This is a genomic window from Actinophytocola sp., from assembly GCF_049647105.1.
Classification (GTDB): Bacteria; Actinomycetota; Actinomycetes; order Mycobacteriales; family Pseudonocardiaceae; genus Actinophytocola.
In genome coordinates this window covers 21,226-39,051 of record NZ_JBARWZ010000297.1, presented here as the reverse complement: position 1 = coordinate 39,051, position 17,826 = coordinate 21,226, and the positions used below count along the sequence as shown (strand labels likewise).

The following is a 17,826-nucleotide window of genomic DNA, read 5'->3' as shown; positions in this document are numbered from 1 at the left end:
ATGTTTCCCGAGAGTATGTCGGCCACACCTCCATCAAGGTGACCGCCGACATCTACGGCCACCTGTTCGACAGCACCCACGACAAGGCGCGGGCCGTGGTCGACGCGGCGTTCGTGTGTACCCGTTGCGTACCGCCGACGCCAGCTAGAGATAGTTTGCGCAGGTCAGCGGCCGACATTTCCGCTACCAGCCGCGCGGCAGGGGTGCGCCTTCCGCGAAGCCCGACGCCGACTGGATGCCGACCACCGCTTTCGCGTGGAACTCCTCCAACGTGGTCGCGCCGGTGTAGGTGCAGGCCGAGCGGACACCCGAGCAGATGGCGTCCAGCAGGTCCTCCACGCTTGGGGCAGCCGGGTTCAGCTTCATGCGTGACGTCGAGATGCCTTCCTCGAACAGCGCCTTGCGGGCACGGTCGAACGCGCTGTCGCTTCGGGTGCGCGCGGTCACCGCGCGCTTCGACGCCATGCCGAAGCTCTCCTTGTACGGCTGGCCCTGCTCGTCCCGCAGCAGATCACCCGGGGACTCGTACGTGCCTGCGAACCACGAGCCGACCATCACACTCGACGCGCCCGCTGCCAGCGCCAACGCCACGTCGCGTGGGTGCCGCACACCGCCGTCGGCCCACACGCGGGCACCCAGCTCGCGGGCTGCCTGCGAGCACTCGAGCACCGCGGAGAACTGCGGTCGGCCGACGCCGGTCATCATGCGGGTCGTGCACATGGCGCCGGGGCCGACGCCGACCTTGATCACGTCCGCGCCCGCCGCCACCAGATCACGCACGCCCTCCGCGGTGACCACGTTGCCCGCCACCACGGCGACGCCGCCGTGCCCGTGCTGCTGGATGCTCCTGCCCGCCGCGTCCACGACCGCGCGCACGGCCTTCAGCGCGGAGATCATCTTCTCCTGGTGGCCGTGTGCCGTGTCGGCGACGAGCGTGTCCACCTCGTTGTCCAGAAGCGCCTGCGCCTTGCCGGACACGTCGCCGTTCACGCCGATCGCCGCCGCCACCCGCAGGCGGCCGCGCGCGTCCAGCGCCGGGCGGTACAGCTCGGCGCGCAGCGCGGCCACACCGGTCAGCGCCCCGGCCAGCCTGCCCTGCTCGTCGACGCCAAGCGCGATCCTGGCGTTGCGGCCGTCCAGTTGGTCGAACACCTCGCGGGGCGTGGCGCTGATCGGCATCGTCAGCACGTTGGGGTCCGCGACCTCGCTCAGCCGCGTGAAGCGGTCCACGCCTGCGCAGGCCGCCTCGTCGACCACACCGACCGGGCGGGCCTGCTCGTCGACGATCACCACCGCACCGTGGGCGCGCTTCGGCAGCAGGTTGATCGCGTCCGCCACCGCGTCGCCCGGCGTCAGCACGAGCGGCGTGTCCCAAACGGGGTGGCGTGACTTGACCCATGCCACGATGTCGCCGACCGCGGCCGGGTCAACGTCCTGCGGCAGCACGACCAGCCCACCGCGGCGGGCCATGGCCTCCGCCATCCGTTTGCCCGCGACGGCCGTCATGTTGGCCACGACCACCGGCATGGTGGCCCCGGTGCCGTCCGACGTGGACAGGTCCACGTCGAACCGCGATGCCACCGCGGAGCGGTTCGGCATCAGGAAGACGTCGTCGTAGGTCAGGTCGAACGGGGGCGTGTCCGAGTAGAAGCGCACGTGCTGAGCGTACTTATGCTCCTCCCTTCGGCAGCATGGCGCGCACGGTGTCGATCGTGTCGGCCTCCGGTGGCTCCTTGTCCTGGCGGTACCGGACGACGCGTGCGAACCGCAACGCGACGCCGCCCGCGTACCGCGTGCTGACCTGCACCCCGTCGAGCGCGATCTCCACCACCAGGTGCGGCTTCAGGTACACCGCCCAGTCGTCCCTGTGGTCCTCGTACTTCGGGAACTCGCTGGTCTGCCACGCCAGCAGCTCGTCGGTGAGGCCCTTGAACGTCTTCCCGACCATGACCGGCGGGCCACCATCCGGGTCGCGGGCGCCCAGATGCAGGTTCGACAGGGTGCCGGTGCGCCGCCCGTGCCCCCACTCCGCGGCCAGCACCACCAGGTCGAGCGTGTGGACCGGCTTGACCTTCCGCCACGACTTGCCACGCCTGCCCGCCTGGTAGACCGAGTCGAGCGCCTTGACCACCACACCCTCATGCCCGTGCCGCAGCGCGTCGGCCAGCACCTGGTCGGCCTCCTCCTGCGACGGCTCCAGCACACCTGGGATCACCAGGTCGCCGACCGCCTTGTGGAGCGCGGCGTTGCGCTCCCGCAGCGGCGCGTCGATCAGGTCGGTGCCGTCGAGGTGCACGCAGTCGAAGAAGTACGGGTGCAGCAGCAGCTCACGCTCGCTGGTCGCCCCGAACCGGCTCATGGTCTCCTGGAACGGCCGCGGCCCGCCGTCGTCCGCGAGCGCCAGGGTCTCGCCGTCGAGCACGACCTGCCGGGCAGGCAGGTTCCGCACCAGCTCCACCAGCTCGGGCACCGCGGCGGTGATCTCCCGCAGCGTGCGCGTGTACACGTGGACCTCGTCGCCGTCCTTGTGCACCTGGATGCGGGCACCGTCGAGTTTGTACTCGACCACGCACGGGCCACCCGTGAGCGCCTCCTCGAGGTTCTCGGCAGGCGACGCCAGCATGGGCCGGATGGGACGGCCGAGCTGGAGCCCGAACGTGTCAAGGGCCGCCGCGCCGCCGGTGAGTGCGGCCGCGGCGGTGTCGGGTAACTGCCCGGAGAGCATGAACGCCCGCCGGACGGTCTCTTTGCCGACCTCAGCCGCCTTCGCGATGGCGTCGAGCATGATGCCCTCGAGCGCACCCTGCCGGAGCTCACCCGTGAGCAGGCGTAAGAGGAAGTCCTGTTCGGCCTTTGTGGCGGCGCCGAACAGAGCGCCCAGTAACTCGTTCCGGCGGGCCGTGGAGCCCTTCCCACTGGTCACGGCCACCTCGTCGAAGGTGCGGTCGACCTCGGCGATCGTGAGACCGGGCTGGTCGGCGGCTTCGGCGCGCAGCTTGACCAGCGTCCGCCAGCCCGCGCCGATGCGGCCCTGCAGCGGCGTCCCGGCCAGGAACGCGACGACGGCACGGACCTGGTCGCCGGCACGACGCAGCAGGTCGGCCAGGGCGTCCACCTTGGCCAACCGGGATCGGGTCGCGGAAACCACCGAGGAGGTGGCAACCACGTCGTTCAGCAACACGTCAGCCATCATGCACCGGACCACCGACAATTTCTGGAGCTGCGATGCCGGCTGAGGATCCCCGCCCGGACTTCGACCCGCATTGGCCGGTGTGCACCGAGGAGGGCTGCCGGGGCGCGCAGAGCGAATGGGAGCGGCGGTGCCTGGTGCACGCGGAGGACCTGGCCGGGCTGCGGCCCGGTGGCGACCTCGACCTGCGTGGCGCCGCGGTCGACTCGGCGAAGCTGGTCGAGATCGTCTACCGGTTCCGGGACCACGAGAACAGGGCCTTCATGTTCGGCGAGCTGCGGTGCGACCACGCCTGGTTCAGTGGACGAGCCTCGTTCACCGGCGGCGAGGTCAGGGGCGTGGCGCGCTTCAGCGACGTCCACTTCGGTCACCTGGCCTCCTTCGACGGCATGGCGTTCGCGTCGGTGCTCTCCTTTCGGGGGGCGCGTTTCCCCGGTAGGGCGTACCTGGGGCCGCTGGCGGCAGGGGACGTCGACCTGGCGGAGACGTGGTTCGCGAACCGCGTGTCCCTGGACATCGAGGCCGAGCACGTGGAGCTCGTGGACGCCCAGTTCGACGGCGGGTTGCTGCTCGAGACGACCGGCGAGGTGGACGCGAACGGCACCTATTTCGGCGCCGCGTCGACGATCCACGGGGCGAAGGTGGCCTCGCTGTCCGGCAGCGATGTCAGCAACCTGGTGCTGACCGACGCCGATCTGAGCAACTGCTACTTCCTCGGTGCGCACCGGTTGGAGCAGCTGCGCATCGACGGCAGGACGACGTTCGCCAGGCCGCGGTCGCGGTGGCGGGCACGGCGGCGGATGCTGGCCGATGAGGGGAAGGAACCGCCTGCCCGGGTTGGGGCAACGTACCGGGCGTTGCGGAAGTCGTTGGAGGACAGCAAGAACGAGGCCGGTGCGGGGGACTTCTACTACGGGGAGATGGAGTGCCGACGGCACTCGAAAGAGTCGTCTCTCGCCGAGCGGATGATTCTTTGGTGCTACTGGTTGCTCTCCGGATACGGGCAGCGGGCCTTACGGGCGTTGGCCTGGCTCGTTGTGGTGGTTTCCGTGGTCACCGGTTTGCTTACCGTGTGGGGGCAGGACTTCGGGATGGCGGCGCGGATCGCGGTGGGTGCCGTGGTGTTCCGGGACGATCGGACGGAGCTGACCGCAGCCGGCGAGTGGACCGTGCTCGTCGCGCGGTTCCTCGGGCCGGTGCTGCTCGCACTGGCCGTGCTGGCGATCCGTGCGCGGGTGAAGCGTTGACCTTGACCAAGGGGCAAGGCCCACGCTGACGAGGTCCGAACGAGGAGGGATCGTGGAGCTGCTCACCATCGGCGAGTTCGCCAGGGCGTCCCGCTTGTCCGCCAAGGCCTTGCGGCTGTACGACGAGCTCGGGCTGCTGCGGCCCGCCGCCGTGGATCCGTTCAACGGGTACCGGCGGTACTCGCCCGGCCAGCTGGAGACGGCGCGGGTCGTGGCCTGGCTGCGGCGGATCGGGATGCCGCTCGCCGAGATCCGGGACGTGGTCGGCATGCCGGCCGCGCAGGCCGCGCAGGCGGTCGCCGGGTACTGGCAGGGGGTGGAGGCCGACACCGAGAACAAGCGGCAGCTCGCGGCCGTCCTCGTCGAGTATCTGTCCGGAAAGGGCGCCGTCATGTCCACATCGTTTGCCGTCAAGTACGCCGTTCGCACCGACCGGGGGCTGGTCAGGGCCGCTAACCAGGACTTCGCGTTCGCCGGGGAGAAGGTCCTCGCCGTCGCCGACGGGTTCGGGGACCACGGGGCCGGGGCCTCGCGGGCCGCCGTCGACGCCGTCCGCCAGGTCGCGGTCGGCGACCTCCTCAACGCCATGGACGACGCCGCGCACCGGGCCAGTGCGGCCGTGAAAGGGCTCGACGACAGCGGCACCACGCTCACCGCGCTCATCTGGGAAGGGTCGCAGCTCGGGCTCGTCCACATCGGCGACTCGCGTGCCTACCTCCTGCGTGGCGGCGAGCTGTTCCAGATCACGCACGACGACACGGTGGTGCAGTCCATGGTGGACGAGGGGAAGCTGACGCCGGACGAGGTCGCGTCGCACCCGAGGCGGTCCATCCTCCTCAAGGCGCTCACCGGCGACCTGAGCCCCGGTGTGCAGGTGCGGGATGTCCAGGCGGGGGACCGTTATCTGCTCTCGTCCGACGGGCTGCACACCGTGCTCGACCTCGGCACGATCCGGCGGGTGCTCGCCGACGACGAACCGCAGCAGGCCGTCGACCGGCTCGTGCGGCTCGCCAACGACGCGGGCGGGCCCGACAACATCAGCTGCGTCGTCGCCCACCTCATTGCACAGTGACCGCGATTTCCCTTACTGCTTCCCGTAATCGATCGGGTGAGGTGGCGGCGTAGCCAATCACCAGTCCGGGGTACGTGCCCAACTGCGTGTAGCCGGACAGGGCGGGTGCGTGGATGCCTGCGTCATCCAATCGTTGCGAGACAAGAGAATCGTCGGTCCCCGCAGGTAGCCTGAGAACAACATGAAGTCCGGCCGCGATGCCAATCGGTTGCCATGCCGGCACGTGTTCCGCCACCGCCGCCAACAGCGCATCACGACGGCGGCGGTAGGCGGAACGCGTGCGGCGCAGGTGGCGGTCGTGGCCACCGCCACGCAGCAGCCTCGCGAACGCGGCCTGAGGGAGAGGAGAACAACCGAGATCAGTCAATTGCTTGCGGGACACGATGTTCGCGCGCAACGCGGATGGCAGTACCAGCCAGCCCAGTCGCAGGGCGGGCGCGAGCGTCTTGCTCACGCTTCCCAGGTACGCCACGTGGTTCGGGTCCATCGGCTGCATCGCGCGTAACGCGGGGCGGTCGTAGCGGTGCTCGGCGTCGTAGTCGTCCTCGATGATCACGCCGTCGTGCTCGCGAGCCCATGCCAGCAGCGCGTGCCTGCGTGCCGGGTGGAGCGTCGTGCCGAGCGGGAACTGGTGGGCGGCCGTCACCACGACCGCGCGGACGGACGACGGCACCGCGGACACCACCAGTCCGTCGCAGTCCACCGGGACCGGGACCGGGCGCAGGCCGTGCTCGCGCAGCAGGGCCGCCTGACCGGGGTGGCCGGGGTCCTCGACGCCGATCGCGTCGTGGCCGTGTGTGCGCAGCACGGCCGCGAGCATCGACAGGGCCTCCGCGCCGCCGTGGGTGATCACCACGTCGTCCGCGGTCGCGGTGACCGCGCGGACCCGGCCCAGGTACGCGGCCAGTTCCGTGCGGAGTTCCGGCAGGCCTGCCGGGTCGGGGTAGCCCAGCGCCTCGTCCGGTAGCTCGGCCAGCGCCGCGCGGGTGGCCGCCACCCACTCGGCGCGGGGGAACTCGCTCAGCGCGGGCAGGCCCGGGCGCAGGTCGTAGCGCCACTGACGGGTCCTGGGTGCCGGGGGTGGGACCGGTGCCGGGGCGGCCAAGGTGGTCGCGACCGTCGTGCCCGAGCCGCGCTTCGCGGTCAGGTAGCCCTCCGCGGTGAGCTGGCCGTACGCGGCGGTCACCGTGCCACGGGCCACGCCGAGCTGGGTGGCGAGGTCGCGGCTCGACGGGAGGCGCAGGCCCGGGGCGAGCTGTCCGTCGCGGATGGCTGTGCGCAGGGCGGACTCGACGGCGCGGCCCCGGCCGGACGCGTCGTCGGGGAGGAGCAACTCCCGCAAAGTGGTCCAGTTAGAACTCATCGAAGTGGAGCTTACATATGTACCAATAATTCAGCGAGGGTGTGGTCGTGCAACTCGAGACCACCTTCCGGGCCGGGCATGCCGTGGGGCTCGCCGCGTTCGCCTCCGTACTCGTCGGGGCCTCTGTGCCGGTCACCGGCTTGCTCGACGGCTACCCCGTGCTGCCCGCGCAGGCCATTCGCTACGGCATCGGCGCGGTGCTGCTGCTCGGCTGGCTCCTCATGACCGGGCGACGGGTAGCGGTGCCGACCGCGAAGGATCTGGTCGGCCTGGGCGTGATGGTCGGGTTCGGCATGCTCGGGTTCAACGCGGCGATCCTCGCGGGGCAGCGATACGCGACGCCCGGCTTCATCGCGGCCATGCTTGGTGCGTCGCCGCTGGTGCTCGCGGTGGCCGCGCCCGCGTTGCGTGGCGGGCGGCCGTCGCCGTACGCCGTGGTCGGGGCCACGGTCGTGGGGCTCGGCGTGGTCGTGCTGAGCGGCGGCGGGTCGTGGCACGGGCCGGGGCTGGCGCTCGCGTTGCTGGTGATGGCGTGCGAGGTGGCGTTCACGCTCGGCGGGGTGGGAGTGGTGGCCCGGCTGGGCGCGGTGACGGCGTCGATGTGGTCGTGCGTGCTCGCCGCGGTCGCCGGGGCCGTGCTGACCACGGTCCTCGGCGGCACGAGGGCGTGGCCGACGCCGACCTCGACGGAGGTGGCCGCGATCGTCGTGCTCGGGACGCTGGTCACCGCGGTCGCGTTCGGGTGCTGGTACACCGGGGTGTCGGTGCTCGGCGCCGACCGGGCCGGGGTGCTGGTCGGGCTGATGCCGGTCGCCGGGCTCGTGGCGGCCGTGGTGCTGGGGCGCCAGCAGTTGACGCTGGTCGCGGCCGGCGGCGCGCTGCTGGTCGCCACCGGTTGTGCCCTCGGGCTCGCTCAGCCGCCGCGCGCCATGCGCAGCACGTCGAGTGCCTCGTCGAGCTGAGCCTCGGTCAGCTTGCCGTTCGTGACGTGGCCACGGGCCAGCACGACCTCGCGGATCGTCTTGCGTTCCTTGAGCGACTCCTTCGCGATCGACGCCGCCTCCTCGTAGCCGAGGTAGCGGTTCAGCGGCGTGACGATCGACGGCGACGACTCGGCCAGCTCCCGCATGCGCTCCGCGTTGGCCTCGGCACCGGCGAACACCTTGTCCGCCAGCAGCCGCGCGACCGAGGACAGCAGGCGGGCCGACTCCAGCACGTTCCGCGCGATGACCGGCAGCATCACGTTGAGCTGGAAGTTGCCCTGCGTGCCCGCGAACGCTACCGCCGCGTCGTTGCCGATGACCTGCGCGACCACCATCATCGTGGCCTCGGAGATCACCGGGTTTACCTTGCCCGGCATGATCGAGCTGCCCGGCTGCAGGTCCGGCAGCGCCAGCTCGCCCAGCCCGGTGCGCGGGCCGGAGCCGAGCCAGCGCACGTCGTTGGCGATCTTGAACAGCGCCACCGCGACGGCCCGGAGCTGACCGGACACCTCGACGACACTGTCCTGCGAGGCCTGGGCCTCGAAGTGGTCTCGAGCCTCGGTCAGTGGCAGGTCGGTCAGCCGCGCAAGCTCATCGGCGACCGCCGCCCCGAACCCGTCGGGCGCGTTCAGGCCGCTGCCGACCGCGGTGCCGCCGATCGGCAGCTCACCGAGCCTGGGCAGCGTGTCGGTGAGGCGCTCGATGCCGTAGCGGACCTGCGCGGCCCACGCGCCCGCCTCCTGGCCGAGCGTCACCGGCACCGCGTCCATCAGGTGTGTGCGGCCGGACTTCACCAGGTCGGCCCACTCGGCGGCCCGGTCCTCGACGACCTCGGCGAGGTGCGTCAACGCCGGGATGACGTCGCGGACGACGGCCTCGGTCGCGGCGACGTGGATGGTCGTCGGGAACGTGTCGTTCGACGACTGCGACGCGTTGACGTGGTCGTTCGGGTGCACGTCGCGGCCGAGGGCGCGCGTGGCGATGGTCGCGATCACCTCGTTGGCGTTCATGTTCGACGACGTGCCGGAGCCGGTCTGGAACACGTCGATCGGGAAGTGGTCGTCGTGCCGGCCTTCCGCGACCTCGTCCGCCGCGGCGGCGATGGCCTTCGCGACGTCGGCGTCCAGCACGCCGAGACGTTCGTTTACACGCGCGGTGGCCCCTTTGAGCAGGCCGAGCGCGCGGATCTGTGTGCGTTCCAGACCTCGGCCGGAGATGGGGAAGTTCTCGACGGCGCGCTGGGTCTGGGCCCGCCACAGCGCGTCCGAGGGAACCCTGACCTCGCCCATCGTGTCGTGCTCGATCCTGAACTGATTCTCGGTCATGGAAACCATTTTGATCGCCCAACGCGGCGCGCGCCCGGGTAGCTTGTGGTGTTGCCGGACACGTTCTCCCACCACGCCGGGTAGGTGCGTATGAGTTCCGTAGTGACCCCGTCCGAGGTTGACCTGCTGATCGTCGGAGCGGGTCCGACCGGCCTGTACGCGGCCTACTACGCGGGCTTCCGCGAACTGTCCACGGCGATCGTCGACTCGCTGCCGGAAGCGGGCGGTCAGGTGACGGCCATGTACCCGGAGAAGAAGATCTTCGATGTGGCCGGGTTCCCGACGATCATCGGGCGCGACCTGGTGTCGGCGCTGGTCGAGCAGGCGGACCAGTTCAAGCCGACGTACCTGCTGGGGCGCAAGGCCCGCACGGTCACCGAAGCCGACGGCGGCGGCTACGTGGTCGGGTTGGACAACGGTGCCGAGCTGCGGGCCGGCGCGATCCTGATCACCGCGGGCATGGGTGAGTTCACGCCTCGGCCACTGCCTGCCGGCGACGGGTGGCTCGGGCGCGGGATGGTGCACTTCGTGCCGGTGCTGGAGGAACACCGCGACCAGGACGTGGTCGTCGTCGGTGGCGGCGACTCGGCGTTCGACTGGGCGCTGTCGCTGCACCCCATCGCGCGGTCGGTGACGATTGTCCACCGCCGCAACAAGTTCCGGGCGTTCGCGGCGACCGTGCGGCAGGTGCGGGAGCTGGGCGTGCCGATCATCACCGACGCGCAGGTGACCGAGCTGCGTGGCGGCGACGGGGGGCTGGCCGAGGTCGAGCTGGCGATCGCGTCCGACCCGGCGCCCGTGGTGCTGCCCGCGCAGACCGTGGTGGCGGCACTGGGATTCACCGCCGACCTCGGGCCGATCGAGTCGTGGGGCCTGGAGATCACGCGGCGTGCGGTCGCCGTCGACACCACGATGAAGACGGCACGGGAACTGATCTACGCGGCCGGCGACATCGCCGCCTACCCGGGCAAGGTCAAGCTGATCGCGACCGGTTTCGGCGAGGCGGCGACGGCGGTCAACAACATCGCGGTGGCACTCAACCCGGAAGCACACCTGTTCCCAGGCCATTCAAGCGACGTGAGCTAGAACCCCGGCGCGGATCTTTGTGCGAGGGTCTGAGCCTGACCAGCAGTGACCTCAGGGGAACGTGACGGCACCCAGCCACTAACCGCCTGCGGTCCGAGGATGCGCTGGGTTCGAAACCAACACTTTTAAGGCCGGGGAGGCGGACCAGCTGAACTGGTTGCGCGGGCGGAACGGCGACCCGGATGGGTTCATCGCGGAGTACCTGGACGGGGTGCTGTACCTGGTGGTGTCGCGGGTGCTCGCGGCCGTGGTGATGGTCGTGTCGTACGTGGGGGCGATCGTGGTGTGGCGCCGCCGCAGGGCGGCGGCCTCCGGCCCCCGGTTGCCAGCGTACGGGCAGGGACCGACAGGGACGGGGCGCGCAGCGCCGGGCTGTGGATGGCTGTGGATGCTGTGGACAACTCCGCCTCGGCGGGCCGGGGTTGTCGGTGGTCGCGGGTAGCGTGGCAACCGGGGGGCGCAGCCCCGGCAGCAGCGCACTGCTACGGGACCACCTGCACGGTGTCGCCCACTGCCAGGCCGTTGTAGAACGTCTCGGCGGCCGACCGCGACAGGTGGATGCAGCCGTGGGACAGGGCGCTCAGGCTGCCCTGGTGGAACGCGATCCCACCGTTGAAGAACACCGAGAACGGCATCGGCGCGTCGTTGAACTCGCTCGACTTGTGGTCGATGTCCTTCCAGCCCACGTGGAACGTGCCGGGGGGTGTCTCGTGGCCCGGGCGGCCGTGCGTGATCTGGGCCGGGCCGAAGGCCACGGCGCCATCGTTGATCAGCCACGTCTTGTTCGCCGACAGGTCGATGCACGCGTCGACCCCGGCGCCGCACGGGACGCCCGCGGGTGGCGGCGGGGCCTTCTTCACGATCGTCTCGTTCGCGGCCGCCACCTTGGGCAGCGGCGGCATGGGCACGGCCGGCACGGTGGTCGGCGTCGTGGCGGTCGTCGTCACCGGTGGTGTGGTCGGGCTCGGCGCGGCGGTTGGGGTGCTCGCGCACGCCGACAGCAGTCCGATGCTCGCGATCGCGACGCCCACCCACAGTCTCGTGCGCATGTCGTGAAGACGCCACAGACCACCCCGGCGTTGTCACGGTGATCCAACCGTGACACACGAAATGCCGCATTCGCCGGGCGAATGCGGCATTTCGGGCCAAACATCATCCAGTGTGCTGTGCGATCCAGTCCGCGTAGGACGTCGCGTCCGTGTAGATCGACGGGCCCGTCGCGCAGGTCGAGTCGCCGTTGCCACTGCGGCTCGTCACGCCGATCAGCTGCCAGCCGCCGGCGTCGCCAACGACCTGCGGGCCACCCGAGTCGCCGTAGCAGGCGCCCGCGGTGCCGCCGGGGTTGCTGGTGCACAGCTCCAGCGCACCGTCGATGCCGGTGCAGTCACCGGCGTCGACCACGGAGACGTCAAGCTGCTGGAGGAAGTCCGGTGCGCCGCAGCCACCCGGCTGCGGGCAGGTCTGACCCCATCCGAGCAGCCGCGATGCGGTGCCGACCGGCGCGTCCCCCGCCAGCGCGACCGGCGCCGACGCGGCCGGTGCGGCCAGCTTGACCAGCGCGATGTCGTTGCCCGCGGAGACGCCGTCGTAGCCCTCGTGGACGATGATCTCGGCGGCCTGCGCCTCCTCACCGCCAGAGGCGTACTCGTTGCTGCCGATCCGCAGCCCCACACTTTCCGGCGCCGTGCCCTGCACGCAGTGCGCCGCGGTCAGCACCCAGTCGGCGCTGATCAGCGAACCGCCGCAGAAGTGGCTGCCGCCGTCCTGCAAGGAGACCATGAACGAGTAGGTCTGATCGGCGTCGCCGCCACCCACGATCATCGGCGTCACACCGGGTTCGTCGGCCGCCGCCGTCCCCATTCCCGCCAGTACTGTCGCCGCGCCGGTGAGAAGGCCCACGACCAGAGAACGTGCCCGCATTCTCTCTCCCTCCACTGCCCCGTGCCCGACCTGGGCACATCAGCGGAAGGTAGTTGACCTGCGCGGAAACCAGACACCGTCGAAAGTAGGACCGAGGGGAATTCCCTACTATCGTCGGTGTAGTCCTTTGTGGACGTTCTAGGGCAGTGGCGGGATCTGTTGTTCCGCCGCCGCTTCGGCCAGCCGGTCGAAGTCCACTGTGGAGTATCGACGCAGCTTTTCCAAGCGGTGGAAGCCATCGATCATCCGGACGGTGCCGGACTTCGAGCGCATCACGATGGACTGGGTGGTGCAGCCGCCGCTGCGGTAGTGCACCCCGCGTAGCAGATCGCCGTCGGTGATGCCGGTCGCGCAGAAGAACGCGTTGTCACCACTTACCAGATCCTCGGTCCGCAGCACGCGGTCCAGGTCGTGCCCGGCGTCGATGGCCTTCTCGCGCTCCGCGTCGTCCTTGGGCCACAGCCGTCCCTGGATCTCGCCGCCCATGCACTTCAGCGCGCACGCCGCGATGATGCCCTCCGGCGTGCCGCCGATGCCGATCAGCATGTCGACACCGGTGTTGGGCCGGGCGGCGGAGATGGCGCCCGCGACGTCGCCGTCGGAGATGAAGTGGATGCGGGCGCCCGCCTCGCGGACCGCCTTGACCAGGTCGGCGTGCCGGGCCCGGTCGAGGATGCACACGGTCACGTCGGACACGTCGGTCTGCTTGGCCTTCGCGACGCGGCGGATGTTCTCCGCGACCGGGGCGGTGATGTCGATGACGTCAGCCGCTTCCGGGCCGACCGCGAGCTTCTCCATGTAGAACACGGCCGACGGGTCGAACATGGCGCCCCGCTCGGTGGCCGCCAGCACCGCGATCGCGTTCGGCATGCCCTTCGACATCAGCGTGGTGCCGTCGATCGGGTCGACCGCCACGTCGCAGTCGGGGCCCTCGCCGTTGCCGACCTGCTCGCCGTTGTACAGCATCGGCGCCTGGTCCTTCTCGCCCTCGCCGATGACCACGACACCACGCATCGACACCGTGCCGATGAGCTTGCGCATGGCGTCGACCGCCGCGCCGTCGCCGCCGTTCTTGTCACCGCGGCCGACCCAGCGGCCCGCGGCCATGGCGGCGGCCTCGGTGACCCGGACCAGTTCCAGCGCGAGGTTGCGGTCGGGCTCTTCCGGCCTGCGGTCTTGGCTGGTGGGCTGGGTCGTGGTGGTCATGCCGTCCTCCCGGAATCGCGGAGCTTGCGGAGCGATCAGTAAACGCAGTCGCGCACATCACGGACCAGCCGATCCTCCCAGACTTCGGGATGCCGTGGTCGCTGAGCGCGCGTGAGGGACGTCTCCCGCGGTTTGCGACGATGGCGTACGTGACGGACAAGCCTGCACGTGGCAGCCTGCGGATGCGGGACATGATCGGTGCGATGGTCGTGCTCCTGTTGATCATCGGCGCGGTGCTCGCGTTCTACGGCGGCTGCTCGTTCAGCCCCGGCGGGCCGACCGTCGACCCGAAGACGGCGCCGAGCGCGGACGCGTCCGGTGAGCTGGAGCGGGCCGCCAGGTCGGCCGCGTTCGCCGTGCGCGAGCCCAGGGTGCCCGCTGGGTGGCGGCCCAACTCGGCGTCGACGACGGCCGTGGGTGCCGGCGCCACGGCCAGCGTGGTCGTGCGGGTGGGCTACGTGACCTCCTCGGGCGCGTTCCTGCAGCTCAGCCAGTCCGGCGGGGACGCGGGTGAGGTCGTCGCCAAGGAGACCGGGCAGGCCGAACCGCCGAAGGCGAACGGCACCGTCGAGGTCGACGGCGTGACCTGGACGACCTACCCAGGGCGCCGGGACGAGCCCGCCTGGGTGGCGGACCTGGACGGCGTCGTCGTGCTGATCACCGGCAGCGCGCAGGAGGCGGAGTTCCGGCAGCTCGCCGCGGCCGCCCAGAACGCGACTCCGCTGTCGCGTGGCTGAGGAAAGGGCTGGCGGGGTCTCGCGCCGACCAGCAGGAACCTCAGGGGACCGTGACGGCGCTCAGCCAATCCACCGGCTGTCCGCATCGTTCGCTGGGACGTGACCGACACCGTTAATCCCGGGGAGGCGGACTGCCCCGCCAGCAGCTCGTCAGGTGGTCGTCGACCATGCCGGTGGCCTGCATCAGCGCGTAGGCCGTGGTGGGGCCGACGAACGAGAAGCCGCGCTTCTTCAGCGCCTTCGCCATGGCCTTCGACTCGTCGGTGATCGCCGGGACGTCCGAGAGCAGCTTCGGGCGCTTGTGCCTGCTCGGCGCGAACGACCACAGGAGGTCGTCGAGTGGGGTGTCCAGCTCGGCGATGGCGCGGGCGTTGCGGATCGTCGCGTCGATCTTGGCGCGGTTGCGCACGATCGACGCGTCGTTCATCAGCCGCTCGACGTCGCCGGGACCGAACTCCGCGACCCGCTTGGGCTCGAACTCCGCGAACGCGCCGCGGAAACCCTCCCGTTTGCGCAGGATCGTCAGCCACGACAGCCCGGACTGGAACGCCTCGAGGGAGAGCCGTTCGTACAGCGCGGCCTCGCCGTGCAGCACGACGCCCCACTCCGTGTCGTGGTAGGCCGCGTAGTCCTCGGTCGAGTTGCCCCACGGGCAGCGCGGAACCCCGTCCGCGCCGGGCAGCGCGGCCGTCATCGCGCGTCCACGTCGCCGTGCGCCGCACGCTCCCGCAGCTCGGCGTTCTCGGCGCGTAAGTCCTCCAGCTCGCCGGACAGGCGGCGCAGGACCCAGTCGACCTCGGACATCTTGTAGCCGCGGACCACCAGCTGGAAGCGGACGTTCCGCACGTCCTCGGCCGTCACCCCCGACGAGGGCAGCCGGGTGGGCGAGGCGCCCGGCGGCAGCGCGGGCAGCTCCTCCCCCCGCCCGAAGACGACCGAGGCCAGCAGGAACACCACGGCCGCCACGAGCATCATGACGACCAGGTAGATCAGTGCCGTTGTCACCCGAGGGATGGTGTCATACGCCACCGACAGAACTCACCGCACGAGCAGTGACCGCATCGGTGGGCGGTCCGCGACCACCACTCCGGAGGTGTCCGGCAGCCACTCGTCGGCCACCTGCACGAACTGCGTCAGCGCACCCGCGTGCGACGGGAGCATGCCGCAGCGCGCCAGTGCGGTGCCGAGGATCTGCCTGGCCATCAGGCCCAGCGCACGCAGCGGCTGGTTGCGGTGCCGCCGCACGCCCAGGTTGACCTGCGCGATCCCGGCCAGCCCGACGATGGCGTGCGCGTCGAGCAGCAGCCCGATCTCCACGCCGTAGCCGGACGCGAACGGCACCGACTCCAGCAGCTCACGGGTGCCCGCGTACTCGCCGCCGAGCGGCTGGATCACGCCGGTCAGCTCGGGCCGCAGCGTCGACAGCAGTGGCCGCGCCATCAGCTCGGTCACCCGGCCGCCACCCGACCCCGCCGACCCCTCGGCCGTCAGGGGCCGCCGGTAGAAACCCTTGACCAGGTGGACGTCCGGGTCCATCAGCATCGGGCCGAGCAGCCTCGGCACGAACTCCGGGTCCGGGTCGACGAGGTCGGAGTCGAGGAACACCAGCAGGTCGCCGGTGGTCGCCGCCAGCGACCGCCACAGGACCTCGCCCTTGCCGGGCACCGGTTCCAGCTCGGGCAGCACGTCGCCGCGGCGCACCACCTTGGCGCCCGCCGCGAGCGACACCTCGACCGTGCGGTCCGTCGAACCCGAGTCGACCACCATCAGTTCGTCGACGAGGGAGCCGACGAGTGGCCGCACCGACGCGATCACGTCGGCGACCGTGGCCTCCTCGTTCAGCGCGGGCAGCACCACGCTGACCGTGCGGGAGCCCTTGGCCGCCACCAGGTCCTCGATCGTCCACGCCGGGCTCTGCCACGTCCGCTCCGCGAACCACGCGCGCGCGTCGTCGTGCATCACGCAAGTGCCCGCAGGCATCGGGCCGGCGGGCGGGTGCCCCGGATGCTCGCCACCATCTCGACCACCTTCCTGGTTCTGGCCACCTCGTGCGCGCGGAACACCCGCGCGCCGGCCATTGCCGCGACGGACGTCGCCGCGAGCGTGCCGTCCACCCGGTCGGTCACCGCCGCGCCGAGCGTCTCACCGATGAAGTCCTTGTTGGACAACGCCATCAGAACCGGCCAGCCGGTGTCCACCAGCTCGTCGAGCCGCCGCAGCAACTCGAGGCCGTGCCAGGTGTTCTTGCCGAAGTCGTGTGTCGGGTCGATCAGCACCCCTTCCCGGGGCACGCCGAGCGCCACCATCCGCTCCGCGCGGGCGACCAGCTCGGCGACGACCTCGGCCACCACGTCCAGGTACCGGACGCGGTGCGGGTCCGTGCGTGGCGTCGCGCCGCCGGTGTGGGAGCAGACGATGCCCGCGCCGAACTCGGCGGCCACCTCGGCGAGCAGGGGGTCCGCACCCGCCCAGGTGTCGTTGATCAGGTCGGCACCCGCGACGCAGGCCGCCCGGCCGACCTCGTGCCGCCACGTGTCGACGCTGATCACGAGGTGCGGGTAGCGCTCCCGCACCTGTTCGACGAACGGCACGACCCGGCGGATCTCCTCGTCCGCGCCGACGTGCTCGCCGTGCGCGCCCGCCCGGACGCCGCCGACGTCGACGATGTCGGCGCCCTCCGCGACCACGCGGTCCACCGCGGCGAGCGCCTCCCGGTCACCGAAGGTGGCGCCACGGTCGTAGAAGGAGTCCCTGGTGCGGTTGACGATCGCCATCACCAGTGCGCGGTCCTGGGTGACCTCCCGGCCGCCGAAGCGAAGTGTGCTCACGTCCCAAGCGTGCCACGGGGTGTGGGGGAAAGCCGGACGCGATACACCGAGGTCACAATTGGTGACCTCGGGGAAACCTGCCGGGCAGGACCCTCAGTGTGCCTCTTCCCAGGCCTGGTAGGCCTCCTCGACCACCCGCACGGCGTCGTCGACATCGTCGGTGAGGTGCAGCAGCGCGAGGTCCTTCTCCCCGATCTTGCCCTCGGCCACGAGACTGTCCCGCAGCCAGTTGTACAGACCCTCCCAGTAGGACTGTCCGAACAGGACAACGGGGAACTTGGTGACCTTCTTGGTCTGCACCAGGGTCAGCGCCTCGAACAGCTCGTCGAGCGTGCCGAACCCGCCGGGCAGGCAGATGAACGCCTGGGAGTACTTGATGAACATCGTCTTGCGGGCGAAGAAGTACCGGAAGTTGACGCCGAGGTCGACCCACGGGTTCAGGCCCTGCTCGAACGGCAGCTCGATGCCGAGGCCGATCGACAGCCCACCCGCCTCGGAGCAGCCGCGGTTGACCGCCTCCATGGCACCGGGCCCGCCGCCGGTGATCGACGCGTAACCGGCGCGGGCCAGCGCCGCGCCGATGTCCATGCCGAGCTTGTACTCCGCGTGGTCCCGCTGCGTGCGCGCGGACCCGAAGACGGTGACCGCGCGCGGCACCTCGGCGAGCGCGCCGAAGCCCTCGACGAACTCGGCCTGGATGCGCATGACCCGCCACGGGTCGGTGTGGACCCAGTCGCCCTTGCCCCGGGAGTCGAGCAGCCGCTGGTCGGTCGTGGACGCCTCCACCCGCCGCGACCTGCGCAGTACGACAGGTCCGCGCTGCTTCTCGGCCGGGTGCTCGTTGTCCTCCTGCTGAATAGTCACCCGCG

18 protein-coding genes are annotated in these 17,826 nt (G+C 70.8%); 6 read left to right on the top strand and 12 right to left on the bottom strand.

The window, feature by feature from the left end; all coding sequences use genetic code 11:
• Positions 1–183 precede the first annotated feature (183 nt).
• Positions 184–1,656 carry a GuaB1 family IMP dehydrogenase-related protein gene (locus tag WBA97_RS36360; RefSeq protein ID WP_424235559.1) on the bottom strand — a complete coding sequence of 491 codons (1,473 nt, stop codon included), beginning with the start codon at positions 1,654–1,656 and terminating at the stop codon, positions 184–186.
• 13 nt (positions 1,657–1,669) lie between these two features.
• The gene (locus WBA97_RS36355; protein ID WP_424235558.1) at positions 1,670–3,193 is read right to left on the bottom strand and encodes an ATP-dependent DNA ligase; all 1,524 of its coding nucleotides are present in this window, start codon (positions 3,191–3,193) and stop codon (positions 1,670–1,672) included.
• A gap of 32 nt (positions 3,194–3,225) precedes the next feature.
• Here WBA97_RS36355 and WBA97_RS36350 point away from each other — a divergent pair, with 32 nt between their 5' ends.
• Together WBA97_RS36350 and WBA97_RS36345 are read left to right on the top strand one after the other, a co-directional pair.
• Complete coding sequence (locus WBA97_RS36350; protein WP_424235557.1) at positions 3,226–4,437, top strand: pentapeptide repeat-containing protein; 1,212 nt, start codon at positions 3,226–3,228, stop codon at positions 4,435–4,437.
• 52 nt (positions 4,438–4,489) lie between these two features.
• Positions 4,490–5,509 carry a MerR family transcriptional regulator gene (locus WBA97_RS36345; protein ID WP_424235556.1) on the top strand — a complete coding sequence of 340 codons (1,020 nt, stop codon included), beginning with the start codon at positions 4,490–4,492 and terminating at the stop codon, positions 5,507–5,509.
• On the opposite strand, the gene WBA97_RS36340 is transcribed toward WBA97_RS36345, so the two are convergent.
• The gene (locus WBA97_RS36340) at positions 5,496–6,872 is read right to left on the bottom strand and encodes a PLP-dependent aminotransferase family protein (RefSeq protein WP_424235555.1); all 1,377 of its coding nucleotides are present in this window, start codon (positions 6,870–6,872) and stop codon (positions 5,496–5,498) included. The genes WBA97_RS36345 and WBA97_RS36340 overlap by 14 nt on opposite strands.
• A gap of 47 nt (positions 6,873–6,919) precedes the next feature.
• On the opposite strand from WBA97_RS36340, the gene WBA97_RS36335 reads away from it, so the two are divergent.
• Entirely contained in the window at positions 6,920–7,834 is a 915-nt protein-coding gene (locus tag WBA97_RS36335) for a DMT family transporter (protein ID WP_424235554.1), read from the top strand.
• Here the strand turns inward: WBA97_RS36335 and WBA97_RS36330 are convergent.
• Positions 7,786–9,180 carry a class II fumarate hydratase gene (locus WBA97_RS36330; protein ID WP_424235553.1) on the bottom strand — a complete coding sequence of 465 codons (1,395 nt, stop codon included), beginning with the start codon at positions 9,178–9,180 and terminating at the stop codon, positions 7,786–7,788. The two genes, WBA97_RS36335 and WBA97_RS36330, sit on opposite strands and share 49 nt — an antisense overlap.
• A 90-nt stretch (positions 9,181–9,270) precedes the next feature.
• On the opposite strand from WBA97_RS36330, the gene WBA97_RS36325 reads away from it, so the two are divergent.
• Together WBA97_RS36325 and WBA97_RS36320 are read left to right on the top strand one after the other, a co-directional pair.
• On the top strand, positions 9,271–10,266 hold the full coding sequence (locus tag WBA97_RS36325; protein ID WP_424235552.1) for an NAD(P)/FAD-dependent oxidoreductase: 996 nt from the start codon (positions 9,271–9,273) through the stop codon (positions 10,264–10,266).
• 157 nt (positions 10,267–10,423) lie between these two features.
• On the top strand, positions 10,424–10,708 hold the full coding sequence (locus WBA97_RS36320) for a hypothetical protein (RefSeq protein ID WP_424235551.1): 285 nt from the start codon (positions 10,424–10,426) through the stop codon (positions 10,706–10,708).
• Positions 10,709–10,748: 40 nt separating this feature from the next.
• On the opposite strand, the gene WBA97_RS36315 is transcribed toward WBA97_RS36320, so the two are convergent.
• The 3 genes from WBA97_RS36315 to glpX all read right to left on the bottom strand — a co-directional run bounded on the left by WBA97_RS36315 (position 10,749) and on the right by glpX (position 13,392).
• Positions 10,749–11,315 (bottom strand): L,D-transpeptidase, encoded by a 567-nt coding sequence (locus WBA97_RS36315; RefSeq protein WP_424235550.1) that lies wholly within the window; start codon positions 11,313–11,315, stop codon positions 10,749–10,751.
• Positions 11,316–11,418: 103 nt separating this feature from the next.
• On the bottom strand, positions 11,419–12,186 hold the full coding sequence (locus tag WBA97_RS36310) for a S1 family peptidase (protein WP_424235549.1): 768 nt from the start codon (positions 12,184–12,186) through the stop codon (positions 11,419–11,421).
• A 138-nt stretch (positions 12,187–12,324) separates the two neighbouring features.
• A complete protein-coding gene (gene glpX, locus WBA97_RS36305) occupies positions 12,325–13,392 on the bottom strand; it encodes a class II fructose-bisphosphatase (RefSeq protein WP_424235548.1) in 1,068 nt (355 codons plus the stop codon).
• A gap of 149 nt (positions 13,393–13,541) precedes the next feature.
• Here glpX and WBA97_RS36300 point away from each other — a divergent pair, with 149 nt between their 5' ends.
• Entirely contained in the window at positions 13,542–14,129 is a 588-nt protein-coding gene (locus tag WBA97_RS36300; RefSeq protein WP_424235547.1) for a DUF4245 domain-containing protein, read from the top strand.
• 112 nt (positions 14,130–14,241) lie between these two features.
• Here the strand turns inward: WBA97_RS36300 and WBA97_RS36295 are convergent, their stop codons facing one another.
• The 5 genes from WBA97_RS36295 to WBA97_RS36275 form a co-directional block, all read right to left on the bottom strand.
• Complete coding sequence (locus WBA97_RS36295; protein ID WP_424235546.1) at positions 14,242–14,823, bottom strand: DNA-3-methyladenine glycosylase I; 582 nt, start codon at positions 14,821–14,823, stop codon at positions 14,242–14,244.
• Complete coding sequence (locus WBA97_RS36290; RefSeq protein ID WP_424235545.1) at positions 14,820–15,134, bottom strand: DivIVA domain-containing protein; 315 nt, start codon at positions 15,132–15,134, stop codon at positions 14,820–14,822. The genes WBA97_RS36295 and WBA97_RS36290 overlap by 4 nt, the downstream gene beginning before the upstream one ends.
• Positions 15,135–15,167: 33 nt before the next feature.
• Positions 15,168–16,088, bottom strand: a complete 921-nt coding sequence (locus WBA97_RS36285; RefSeq protein ID WP_424235544.1) for a glucosyl-3-phosphoglycerate synthase — start codon at positions 16,086–16,088, stop codon at positions 15,168–15,170.
• Complete coding sequence (gene folP / locus WBA97_RS36280) at positions 16,088–16,903, bottom strand: dihydropteroate synthase (protein ID WP_424235575.1); 816 nt, start codon at positions 16,901–16,903, stop codon at positions 16,088–16,090. The genes WBA97_RS36285 and folP overlap by 1 nt, the downstream gene beginning before the upstream one ends.
• Positions 16,904–17,050: 147 nt before the next feature.
• Positions 17,051–17,821 (bottom strand): TIGR00730 family Rossman fold protein, encoded by a 771-nt coding sequence (locus WBA97_RS36275; protein WP_424235543.1) that lies wholly within the window; start codon positions 17,819–17,821, stop codon positions 17,051–17,053.
• Between the last annotated feature and the right edge of the window lie 5 nt (positions 17,822–17,826).